The following is an 11,667-nucleotide window of genomic DNA, read 5'->3' on the forward strand; positions in this document are numbered from 1 at the left end:
CTTTTTATATACTCAGAAACCCACAAACAGCTCTGTTCAGGATCATTAGCGACTCTCTTAACTCTGCCACAGAGCAAAAGATCTTTGTCCTTGTCTATATTTTTCATCATTTTTGCCAATACATTATTGCTATTAAATAGATCGCCAGAACCCTGAAAATTAATATAATCACCAGTCGCCAATTTAATGCCCTTGTTAAAAGCATCGCTAATACCTGTATCTTTTTCACTTAGCATCTGAGCTATCGACAATGCGTATTTTTTGAGTATACTTGAGGTCTCATCAGTAGATTCACAGTCAACAACAATTAATTCTTTATTTTCATAATCCTGTTCAATAAAACTGATGATAGTTTGTTCAAGCTCAACCGAACAATTACACGTAGCAATAATGATACTTACCTTTGGGCTACTCATATACGTAGATAATTTATCAGACATACTTAAATATGCCTTTATTATAAAATTTCATTTTTATCAATATCAAGCCAGACAACAGGCTAAGTGAAAAGAAAAATGTAATATACCAAACATTAAAATTAAGTTTTTCTAACACAATGTACGCAATATTATTGGTATAGGGGTGGAAAATAAATAATAACATCGTATATTTCCCTAATGGACTTAAAGCATTCAACATTGAGGTGTTTTTTAACAATAAACAGAGCGAGCCTATAAACGCTGTAGCCCAAACAAAATTCACAGGGATATAGCTATAATTTTTATTCGCTATATCTAGACTGGGAAAACCATACAAAACAAAAACACCCAAAGCAAGCAATGGAAAAACATTTAGCCATTTGCTATTTTGGTAATAATTAAAATAAATATAACCCAAAAGAATCCAGAGCATTGCATTACAGGCATTATCTATTGCAAAGGGTAAGTCAATATAAAAACTAGCAGAAAACAAACTCATGCTAAGAATAAACACGTAAAGTATTTTATGCGTTATTTTGTAAAGAACCAATACGAATAATCTTGAAAAAAATAGTGCCGGCAAAAACCACAAAACTAAGCCATAATGATTCATAAGACCACTCATATCCATAGAAAACAAAATACCCTTTATTTCTATAAACACATCTAATTCTTCTCTATGTAAAATCAACCTTTTCAATATTTCAACAGCTAGGCCAATTAATGAAAAAATAAAATAAGGGATCATTAGGCGCTTAAAATCTTTCCTAGCTGCCTCCTGCAAAGGCCGTTCTAGCTTAAGAAAAAAACCAGAAATCATAAAAAACAAAGGCATGTGCCAGGAAAAGATAAATTGACCAAAAGGTGATGCTATATGACCCAATATAACAGAAAAGATAGCAACAACTTTTAATGTCTCCCCCCAGAGTAATTTTCTCTTTAGTTTCATGATAAAAATCTATTACGTGCCCAAGTGCATTGATTTTTTCCAAAAAACAAGTTCAGTTTTAAATATCTAATACATAATGAATAAAAATAGTCAAACCGGTCTTTAAAAAAAAAGTTTTTTGTAGTCTTTAAAGTTTTAATTTCTTCTAAAATAATTCTTTTATCATAACCTTGCACACTAAATACACTATCCTCTAAATCTAAAATATATTCTTGATTACCCATAAAGCTCCGCCATTTTTAGGAGCTTTCCATTCATAGGTGGCGTTTTCATCGCCACGCATAAAAACCTTGGCATCATGTCTTTTAAGTTAAAGCGTCTATTAAACCGATAACAAAATTCAGCAAGATACCGAGGTAAATGTTTTGAGTTAATGGAATGATAGCTTCCCTTCATAGAGTTTTTAATATTACCTATCATAGTGTTAACCCAGATAAACTCAATTTTATCAACACTTGCCGCACCACCACCCGTGACGATTGGAACATGCTTACAGTCAGCTTCTTTAACCGCAGGAAAACAATTTAACCCATCTGAGTAAACAGTACTTCCAGGTGTTAAATGAGTTTGTGCCCATCGTTTTATTTCACTGGATTTAAACCCTTTAAGCACATTTAAATTCATTGCAATCGGGTGTCCATCTTCATTAGTAGAAACGGCTGCAACGAACGGTGTTTTATTTTCTGAACCACGACCTCTGGAGCCGCCTCTGTGCTCACCACCCCAGTAGGCATCATCAATTTGAATGATGCCTGATAAAGGTTTACTGTCATCACGTTCTTTCATAACCTGCATGATCTTTTGTTTCATACTCCAGGCTGTATTGTAGCTTACCTTAAGCTGTCTCTTTAATTCTAATGCTGAAACCGCTGTCTTCAATTGAGTCATAAGATGAATCGCTAAAAACCACTTAGATAAAGGCAGTTTGGTACTATCAAATATTGTCCCACAGGTTGCTGATGTCTGATGATGACAATGGTGGCACTGATAAAGATGGCGATGTTCTAGAGTGCAATAAGTCTTATTGCCACACTCTGGGCAAACAAATCCATCAGGAAATTTCCATTTAAATAAGGCTTGTCGGCACTGTTTGTCAGTGCCATAATCATTAAAAAGCTCAAATAAACTATAACCTTCTTGAAACTGAATTTTATTTTTTGACATCATTCTACTCCACACATAATCTATACTTTAATTATAGTATAATTATAGTATAATTATAGTATAATTATAGTATAATTATAGTATAATTATAGTATAATTATCGAAATATGGCGGAGCTTTGTGGGTAATCAAGAATATATTTATAAGCCACTTTTTTTCTAAAAGTCGAATCAAATGTATTTTTCCACTTATGCAAAGATTTTTCACTGATAAAGCTTTGTTCTCCTGTAGTGTCACCTATTAAAATATTGCCTTCCGTATTTTGATGAGAAAAATCATCTAGCATGGATATATCAAATTTAATTTCTAAATATTCACAAATTTCTTTAGTAATTTTTTTTGGATCCTTTACAAAATCCTCATATCGGAGTGCATAAGATTTATTCTTAAGTAGCTCATAGCCTTCTGATAGCAATCTAGGGCCTTGCTTTAAGTCCCGTTCAAAAGCATAAAGATATTTTAGGTTTCCTTTACTCCAAGTATTCATCATAGAGCTCATTATGTGTACAGGATTTCGAAATAAAAAAATAAATTTAGCATCGGGAAAAACCTCATGGATTTCTGGTATAATATTGTAATATCTAGGAGTTTTATCTAAAAAATATTTTTCATTTTTTGAACATTGCTTCTCATAGAGCCCCCCTAGAAATTCACCCAATGCATCATAGTAATCACTTCTTTTATTTTCTAAACCATTGATAAATTCATTCACTGCTGAGTATGAAATTTGGTGACCATATTCAGCCAACACGCCTATCTCCCTATGAGCATAGAGATGAGGAAGTAAAAGCCAGGGTTCTGCTGTACTAGCAATAGCATGATGACTCATTAACACTTTTTGTAAGAGGGTAGACCCTGAACGAGGTAATGAAAATAGAAAAATAGGTAACTCCATTATTTTTCTCTTTTAGTTGTTATTTTTAGAAATTGAATACATTGGTTGGAAAAATATGACATTAATTTTCTCACATGATTTACAAGTAAAAAACAGAATCTATAATAAATTTTATAAAGATGGAAATATAAAAATAATCCATGTAGAGCTTATAAATTCTATTTTAATAATTTACATATAGCTTGCTCAATTATTATTTTCTAAAGTTAATAAAAAACATAGGATTAATTGCTTCCATCATCATTAACGTGCTTGATCGCAGTGGTTTCCATAGAAAAGAAAAAAGCCAAACACTTAGTGATTGGGTTAAAAGTGTCGCTATAGCCGCTCCATCAATACCATAAAGTGGAATTAAAATATAATTCATTATAACATTTAATGTCACCGATATGATAATGCTATAAAGTCGATATTTTTGTAAATTTTCACATATTAACCATATACCTCTAACCATTCCATGTGATATTGCAATTCCACTCCATATGTTATAAACCAAGGCACTATATGCACCTTCATAAACTTCACCAAACAGCAATACAATAAAACCTTCTCCAAAGAAAAGAACAACAATGCCTATAAAAATTCCCATCCAAAACATAAGTGAATAGAGCTGCATTAATCTAAAATAATATAATTTATTATTGGTTTCTCTAAGACTTACAAGGTAAGGCATGAATGTACTTATCATTATTCCAGGTATAAACAACCAGAATTCCGATAACCTTACTGCGACGCTATAAATACCCACCTGTTCAGCATCAAGCATACTTCCAATCATAACTTGATCAATCTTCATATAAATAGCAATAAGAAATGAGGCTAACGCTAATGTCCACGATAACTTTATGAGCCTTATAGCTATTTTTTTACTAAAACGCCAATCAAGGATTTTTCCACCTCTATTAATAAAAATCATTAATAGAAAAAGTCCCGATAATAAAAAATCTATAAGATATGCAACAGCAAAATAGACAATAGAATATTCATAAACAATAAAATAAATTTTCAAAAACAAACTTAATATAAATGCACTATCCCTTGTAATAACTACATACTTTGAAAGAATGCGTGCTTGATAATAAAAATCAATAACATCTAAAGTTTGAAAAATAAAACCCAAACTTATAATAACAATAACAACCTTTGTGACACTATCCATATCTACAAAGCACAAAGAAATTATAATGCTTAAAACCGCAATAACCGAGCCAAAAAACTTCAATAAAAAAGCAGTACCAAGTAAAAAATTTGTTAACTTTGGTTTTTTAACAATTTCTCTAACAACTATTTGGTTAAGACCAAGTTTTACAAAAAGTAAAAAAAGTGTTGTATATGCAATAGCATAGTTCAGCACCCCAAAATCATATGGTCCCAAATACCTCGCAATCCATATACCGACTATTAATCCACCCCAAAATCTTATAACTTTGTCAATAAATAGCCATGATAGATTATTTAATAATTGTTTTTTCATAAAATATTAATGAATTGAGATATCAATTTCTTTATAATTAACATTTTTTCATCACAGATTAAATTCCATAAAAATGTTCTCATTTTTCTAAATACACCTATCTTAGTAAGTCATAGCCAAATTTTTCAATCTCCAATGCATATAAATTTCGAACAATCTGTTCAGTCTCATTATCATAATAATCCTGAATTTTAACATTGTGATGCCTGATTCCTTTCTTGAACTCTGGGATTCGTGAAGGTTCAAACGGTATTGAAAGGTCGTTACAGACATCTCTTACACCCTTATGTAGATTCTCAAACCGAATAAAGTAATTAATACAGTATTCTCCATCAATCAAATACTTATCCCTATCAATAATTTTACCTCCTTTACGAATCCAACACCTAAACCTTTCAACTTCAGTATTACCTGATATTCGATCGATTGCCCCTCCACGGTCTAATGTTTTTTTAACAAAAGCCCTAAATCGTCTAATAGAATTGTAATTTTCTTTTCTATTTTCAAACATAAAAAATCCCGATATTAATTTATCAAATGGATTTCTAACCACAGTAAATTTAAAATAACTATCCCAAGTTTCTCGGCCTAATAAATCACGTATTTTTTCAGCTGACATATGATTGTACCATATTGAGTCATCCTCTCTGGAACCGCGATGTCCTATAATTCCTGTTTCCGAAATATATTCATCACGAGCATGTAATTCATGCCAATCTCCATCAGGCATACAATATTTCTCAAAGTAAGATTCAATAGATGTTCCTGCTGTTTTAACAGTTTTTGTAAAAATGAATTTTTTTCTATGACTAATGAGCATATATTACCAACCTTAACTTTTATAATTTGCTTTATTAGAATTTATCATAACAATTATTTTTCCTCTCAGCATGAGTAATTTTTTACTCTAATTAAACTACAATATTTGAGAATTCAAACAAAATAAATATTTTTGTCGAGCTAAGTAAATATTATCAAATTCATTCCCAGCAAGGATTCTATTTGTAATATATATTTAATTCGAACACATCAAAAACAGTAGAAAGAACATAAAAGAAAAACTAAATACCTATCATAGGTAGGTACTTAAGAAAAATACCTTTATTTTTCATGTAAATACTACCTGATTTGGAACAAAATTCAGCAAGATATTTTAATATTACCTATCATAGTGTTAACCCAGATAAACTAAACTCAATTTTATCAACACTTGCCGCACCACCACCCGTGACGATTGGAACATGCTTACAGTCAGCTTCTTTAACCGCAGGAAAACAATTTAACCCATCTGAGTAAACAGTACTTCCAGGTGTTAAATGAGTTTGTGCCCATCGTTTTATTTCACTGGATTTAAACCCTTTAAGCACATTTAAATTCATTGCAATCGGGTGTCCATCTTCATTAGTAGAAACGGCTGCAACGAACGGTGTTTTATTTTCTGAACCACGACCTCTGGAGCCGCCTCTGTGCTCACCACCCCAGTAGGCATCATCAATTTGAATGATGCCTGATAAAGGATTTACTGTCATCACGTTCTTTCATAACCTGCATGATCTTTTGTTTCATACTCCAGGCTGTATTGTAGCTTACCTTAAGCTGTCTCTTTAATTCTAATGCTGAAACCGCTGTCTTCAATTGAGTCATAAGATGAATCGCTAAAAACCACTTAGATAAAGGCAGTTTGGTACTATCAAATATTGTCCCACAGGTTGCTGATGTCTGATGATGACAATGGTGGCACTGATAAAGATGGCGATGTTCTAGAGTGCAATAAGTCTTATTGCCACACTCTGGGCAAACAAATCCATCAGGAAATTTCCATTTAAATAAGGCTTGTCGGCACTGTTTGTCAGTGCCATAATCATTAAAAAGCTCAAATAAACTATAACCTTCTTGAAACTGAATTTTATTTTTTTGACATCATTCTACTCCACACATAATCTATACTTTAATTATAGTATAATTATAGTATAATTATAGTATAATTATCGAAATATGGCGGAGCTTTGTGGGTAATCAAGTATATATTTAATTCGAACACATCAAAAACAGTAGAAAGAACATAAAAGAAAAACTAAATACCTATCATAGGTAGGTACTTAAGAAAAATACCTTTATTTTTCATGTAAATACTACCTGATTTGTTATCACAATTGATATAAAATGCTGGCTCCAATGCATATTGTAAAATGCCTGATTGCCGATCACGTTTAGGATGTGCTCGCTGGGCATTTTCTTTTAAAAATTCACACGCTTCAGTCATTTGATTCACTAAACCTTTTCTGCGTTGCTGAACAATCGCTTCTAATAAACCATACCACCAGCTTACCGTTGTTTTGGATACAATCATGGTCGACATTTCGACTTTAAATATCAATTCAATACAACCACTAAGAAATCGTTTTAATGTCGTTGCTATTAAACTGCCCCAAATAAGTGATTCCTGTAAGGTCGCACTTTGCGTATTAAATCCATGCAAGCTATTATGGGATTTACATTCCTTAAAAAGTATCTCAACTTGCCAACGCATACGGTAAATATTACTAATATCCTGCATTGAAAACTCATCTCGTTTTAAATTAGTGATGAGATAAGTGTGCCGCTTTTCTTTCAAACTCCAATAAGCAACCAGCCTGACAATTTCCCTTTGATTTCAACATCCATATCTACTGCTTGTCTTTTGGGTAATCGCTTTTGCAATACCGATAACTTAGGTGATTTTTTATTAATCAGTTGTCTACTATCTTCTTGGATAGCACTATGGATAAGTACTCGTTTCAAGCCTTTAGCTCTTAAAACATAGTAACCACCTGCTTCATCGAGCTCCAATATAAAATCACCAGAATAGTAACCTCGATCAGCCAAAAATAAATTCCCCTTGAGTTCCTTAACAGTTGGGAGCTCTCCACGCTCTGAAAAAGTATCCGGTGTGATGCTGGCACTTTCAAATCCACCATTTTTAAATTAATGGTGGCATGCAATTCAACAGAAGCGGGGCTGATTTTTGTAAATCGACCAGGCCAAATATTACTTAAACAATCTTTGACTGAAAAAGAACTGCCATCTTGAATAAACACTTTATTAAATTTAGAAAAATGTCCTTTTGGTACTGCAGAACATTATTGATGTGTCAACACTTTTCCGGACAGTTTTCTAAATATTTTTTGGCTGTACGATAGAGCCGTTCCATTCACACAAGGTATTTTCACAACGGTAATGATCCTGTTACAATATCTTCACGGCACAGGCTGAGGAGCCGATGGCCGTCAACGGTAATGGGCGGCATTTATGTCGCCTTTTACCCCTCTTCAATCAATCGATTTAAGCTATTTCCTGCTGTATTTCATAATCGACTGGTGACAAATAATCATTAGCCGAATGAAGTCGCTCCCGATTATAAAATACCTCAATATATTCAAATATTGCCTGCTTTGCTTCTACTCTGGTTTTGAATCGACAATGGTGCGTCAATTCAGTTTTCAAACTATGAAAGAAGCTCTCTGATACAGCATTGTCCCAGCAATTTCCTTTGCGGCTCATAGACTGAATTATGTTATGATCCGACAATATTTTTCTATGACTATCAGAGGCATATTGGCTACCTCGGTCAGTATGCCAAAGCAATCCATCCATTGGTTTACGCTTCCATATGGCCATCAGTAAAGCATCATTGACTAGCTTGGCTTTCATTCGCTCATCCATCGACCAGCCAACAATTTGCCTAGAGAATAAGTCAATGACAACCGCTAAATATAACCAGCCTTCCTTGGTGGCAATATAGGTAATATCACCCACATAGTAGCGATCAGGTTGAGAGACAGTAAACTCTCTTTCCAGTAAATTTGGAGATATACGCTTATTATGCTTGGAATTAGTCGTCGCTTTAAAGCGTCTCTTCGTTTTACAAAACAAACCGGCTTTTTTCATTAATCGACCAATTCTCCGGCGGCTTATATGAACGCCTTTTTCAGCCAGTTTTCTTTTTTAAGACGACGGGTTCCATAAGTCTTGCGACTGTCTTCAAACAGTTTTTTAGCTGCTCAGTAAGCGCTTCATTTTCTTTCTCTCTATCCGTTTTAGGAGAGCTAACCCAATCATAATAGCAACTACGGGAAACATCCATAAAACGGCACAGAATCGTTACCGGGTAATCTTTAGCCTGATCAGTTATCCATGCGTACTTCACAAAGTTTCCCTTGCAAAGTACGCTGTGGCCTTTTTAATAAATCACGCTCCTGAATCACTTTTGCCAATTCTTTTTCAGACGTTTTACTTCATCATAAATGTGTTCATCACTTCTATTGGCTACCGTCTTCACCGGTTTGGAATATTTACTGATCCAGGTATGTAGAGTATTTACATTAACACCTAGCTCCCTGGCAGTCTGAGAAACGGGTACCGTCTCATTAGCTAATTTGAGAAAGCTGATCCGGGTTTAATTTTTATTATTATAGCTTTTATTCGTCATTCATTTTAGGTCATTTTTATCTTTTAGTTATTTTAAGATGTTAGGTCGCATTATGATGATGTTCATTTTTTTTCTAATTATAGAGATTATATTCACTTGCTCTTCTCTACTCAAACCTGGGTACAAAGGCAGTGCTAAAATTCTTGAAGCAATAGTTTGAGAATTGATCATCTTTTCTGCATCGATAATATAAGGAAGGGTATCAAGTGATGGATAAAAATAGCGTCTGGGATATATCCCATTCTCATGTAATGCACTCTGAACATCTAGTGTCTGTTGCTCTGACTTAAACAAGGCAGGAAAATAACTATAGTTTTTACTACTATGTAAATTATCTATTGGCAAAGTTAAAATATCACACAAAGAAGACTCATAAAAATCATAAATTACTTTACAATCATGAAGAACTTTATCCATATCGTTCAAAACACATAAGCCCATCGCTGCCTCAAACTCGTTCATTTTAGCATTGGTTCCCAAGGCTTTAACAGAGTCACGACCATCGATGCCAAAATTAATGAGATATCGTGCCTCTTCTACCAAAGAATCATCATTAATGATTAAGGCTCCACCTTCAATTGTATGAAATAGCTTGGTCGCATGAAAGCTTAAGGTCGATACATCACCATGATTCAAAAGGCTTTCCCCCTTGTATTGCACACCAAAAGCATGGGCAGCATCATAAATGACTTTTAAATTATTTTTTTCTGCGATTGCCTGTATTCTGTCAACTTCACAGGCGTTACCAAACACATGCACAGGGACAATTGCACTCGTTTTATCTGTAATCCGATCCTCAATATTATCTGGATTAAGCGTTAAAGTCTTGGGATCGATGTCTGCAAAAATGGGCTTTAATGCATTTGAAACCAAAGAACTGGTCGTAGCAACAAAGGAAAAGGGAGTCGTTATTACTTCGCCATCAAGTTTAAGCAAGCGGTAGGCTATTTCAAGCGCAATTGTACCATTGGCAACAAGGACTATATTTTTTATACCTAAATAATCTGCGAGACGTGCTTCTAGTTCTCTAACTAGCATACCATTATTAGTCACCCAGCCACTTTCGAAAATTTGATCGACATAAGCTAAATATTTCGCTTTATCCGGCATGTAGGTTTTTGTGACGTTAATCATTTATTACAAGCCTCAGTACAAATTGTTTTACAATACATTCGGTGCAATTTCTATGCGTTCCTTTTTATTACACATTTAAATTCTTCCTGTGCTGATGTGATTCATTCCCTTGAAGCTATTCTTTTAATATTACCCAAGATAGCAATTTTAACATGCTACTTAGCGCATTGCGCCAATCAAGCGTTGAAATATTCAGTTTTTTTACAAATATTTCTCCTTCCCTATATATTTGCTATTTTATTGATTATTAATAGCCTGTAGCATCGTGTTCAGATCAGCTTTCCAGTTAGCAGGGCTGATATTGAAATGCTTTTGCAGCTTTTCACCATTGAGTTTTGAGTTTGCTGGGCGTTTGACTGGCGTTGGAAATTCTGACGATGGGATGGGCTTTAATTTCATTGTTTTTGTGATGCACCCTATGTCATTTGCTTGCTGAAAAATCGCCTGAGCAAATTCAAACCACGTCACCCCCGGATCGCTTTGAAAATTATAAACACCCCAAGGGCATTGGCTGGCATTGAAATGCTGGGACTGCAAAATATCGAGTAAACAGGTGCTGATTGACTTTGCGGAGGTGGGAGCGCCAAATTGATCAGCAACGATACTGAGCTCATCTCTTTGCTCTGCTAGCCTTAGCATGGTTTTAACAAAATTATTACCCTGCTCTCCAAACACCCAACTGACACGTAAAATAATGTGTTTTGGGCAAATTTGTTCAATTTTTTGATCCCCTTTCAGTTTGGAAGCGCCGTATACACCCGTTGGCTTGGGTTGATCGGTTTCAATATAGGCTGATTTTTTTTCACCATCATACACATAGTCGGTGGAGATATGCAGTAAGGGGATGTCCAATTTTTTGCACACCAGTGCCAGATTCTCGCTGCCCTGAGCATTCACGGCATAGGCCAAGTCGCGTTCAGTTTCTGCCTTATCCACTGCGGTATAGGCGGCAGCATTGATGATTACATCAGGCTTGAGCGCAGAAACGGTTTTTTCTACTTGTTCAAAATTGGAAATATCCAGTTCTTTTGAGCCAAAGGCATGAATCTCATGACCTCGATCAGTGGCCTGGGTCACTAATTCTGTACCCACCTGGCCTTTAGCACCGGTAATTAAGAGTTTGTTGCTTATCATTATTGGCATACTCATGAAATTGATTATTAA

The 11,667-nt window shown here is 34.4% G+C and carries 11 protein-coding genes and 2 pseudogenes; all 13 read right to left on the minus strand.

Annotation, left to right across the window (positions count from 1 at the left end):
• Nucleotides 1-440: glycosyltransferase (locus JEU79_RS19965; RefSeq protein WP_198265485.1), on the minus strand; the 440-nt coding region annotated here is incomplete at its 3' end.
• The gene (locus JEU79_RS19970) at nucleotides 433-1,368 is read right to left on the minus strand and encodes an acyltransferase family protein (RefSeq protein ID WP_198265486.1); all 936 of its coding nucleotides are present in this window, start codon (nucleotides 1,366-1,368) and stop codon (nucleotides 433-435) included. The genes JEU79_RS19965 and JEU79_RS19970, both read right to left, overlap by 8 nt.
• The gene (locus JEU79_RS19975) at nucleotides 1,365-1,592 is read right to left on the minus strand and encodes a hypothetical protein (RefSeq protein WP_198265487.1); all 228 of its coding nucleotides are present in this window, start codon (nucleotides 1,590-1,592) and stop codon (nucleotides 1,365-1,367) included. The genes JEU79_RS19970 and JEU79_RS19975 overlap by 4 nt, the downstream gene beginning before the upstream one ends.
• On the minus strand, nucleotides 1,585-2,532 hold the full coding sequence (locus JEU79_RS19980) for an IS1595 family transposase (RefSeq protein WP_198262526.1): 948 nt from the start codon (nucleotides 2,530-2,532) through the stop codon (nucleotides 1,585-1,587). The genes JEU79_RS19975 and JEU79_RS19980 overlap by 8 nt, the downstream gene beginning before the upstream one ends.
• A gap of 97 nt (nucleotides 2,533-2,629) precedes the next feature.
• Entirely contained in the window at nucleotides 2,630-3,427 is a 798-nt protein-coding gene (locus tag JEU79_RS19985) for a sulfotransferase family protein (RefSeq protein ID WP_198265488.1), read from the minus strand.
• 193 nt (nucleotides 3,428-3,620) lie between these two features.
• Nucleotides 3,621-4,901 (minus strand): flippase, encoded by a 1,281-nt coding sequence (locus JEU79_RS19990; protein WP_198265489.1) that lies wholly within the window; start codon nucleotides 4,899-4,901, stop codon nucleotides 3,621-3,623.
• Between the two features lie 97 nt (nucleotides 4,902-4,998).
• Complete coding sequence (locus tag JEU79_RS19995; RefSeq protein ID WP_198265490.1) at nucleotides 4,999-5,721, minus strand: sulfotransferase family 2 domain-containing protein; 723 nt, start codon at nucleotides 5,719-5,721, stop codon at nucleotides 4,999-5,001.
• 326 nt (nucleotides 5,722-6,047) lie between these two features.
• Nucleotides 6,048-6,806 (minus strand): annotated as a pseudogene (locus JEU79_RS20000) (IS1595 family transposase); the annotation flags it as partial.
• A 169-nt stretch (nucleotides 6,807-6,975) separates the two neighbouring features.
• Nucleotides 6,976-7,515, minus strand: coding sequence for a transposase (locus tag JEU79_RS20005; protein WP_198265491.1), 540 nt, complete (start codon nucleotides 7,513-7,515; stop codon nucleotides 6,976-6,978).
• The gene (locus JEU79_RS27735; RefSeq protein ID WP_281401084.1) at nucleotides 7,512-7,835 is read right to left on the minus strand and encodes a transposase; all 324 of its coding nucleotides are present in this window, start codon (nucleotides 7,833-7,835) and stop codon (nucleotides 7,512-7,514) included. The genes JEU79_RS20005 and JEU79_RS27735 overlap by 4 nt, the downstream gene beginning before the upstream one ends.
• A gap of 387 nt (nucleotides 7,836-8,222) precedes the next feature.
• Nucleotides 8,223-9,330 (minus strand): annotated as a pseudogene (locus JEU79_RS28915) (IS3 family transposase).
• 66 nt (nucleotides 9,331-9,396) lie between these two features.
• Entirely contained in the window at nucleotides 9,397-10,503 is a 1,107-nt protein-coding gene (locus JEU79_RS20030) for a DegT/DnrJ/EryC1/StrS family aminotransferase (protein WP_198265494.1), read from the minus strand.
• 237 nt (nucleotides 10,504-10,740) lie between these two features.
• Nucleotides 10,741-11,646, minus strand: coding sequence for a dTDP-4-dehydrorhamnose reductase (gene rfbD / locus JEU79_RS20035; RefSeq protein ID WP_246540430.1), 906 nt, complete (start codon nucleotides 11,644-11,646; stop codon nucleotides 10,741-10,743).
• Between the last annotated feature and the right edge of the window lie 21 nt (nucleotides 11,647-11,667).

The organism is sulfur-oxidizing endosymbiont of Gigantopelta aegis, from assembly GCF_016097415.1.
Classification (GTDB): Bacteria; Pseudomonadota; Gammaproteobacteria; order GRL18; family GRL18; genus GRL18.

What these genes read in the sequence shown, in the direction of transcription:
- JEU79_RS19980 (WP_198262526.1), bottom strand. Translation starts at nt 2,532, where the DNA reads ATGTCAAAAAATAAAATTCAGTTTCAAGAAGGTTATAGTTTATTTGAG.
- JEU79_RS19975 (WP_198265487.1), bottom strand. Translation starts at nt 1,592, where the DNA reads ATGGGTAATCAAGAATATATTTTAGATTTAGAGGATAGTGTATTTAGT.
- JEU79_RS19990 (WP_198265489.1), bottom strand. Translation starts at nt 4,901, where the DNA reads ATGAAAAAACAATTATTAAATAATCTATCATGGCTATTTATTGACAAA.
- JEU79_RS20030 (WP_198265494.1), bottom strand. Translation starts at nt 10,503, where the DNA reads ATGATTAACGTCACAAAAACCTACATGCCGGATAAAGCGAAATATTTA.
- rfbD (WP_246540430.1), bottom strand. Translation starts at nt 11,646, where the DNA reads ATGCCAATAATGATAAGCAACAAACTCTTAATTACCGGTGCTAAAGGC.
- JEU79_RS19985 (WP_198265488.1), bottom strand. Translation starts at nt 3,427, where the DNA reads ATGGAGTTACCTATTTTTCTATTTTCATTACCTCGTTCAGGGTCTACC.
- JEU79_RS19995 (WP_198265490.1), bottom strand. Translation starts at nt 5,721, where the DNA reads ATGCTCATTAGTCATAGAAAAAAATTCATTTTTACAAAAACTGTTAAA.
- JEU79_RS19970 (WP_198265486.1), bottom strand. Translation starts at nt 1,368, where the DNA reads ATGAAACTAAAGAGAAAATTACTCTGGGGGGAGACATTAAAAGTTGTT.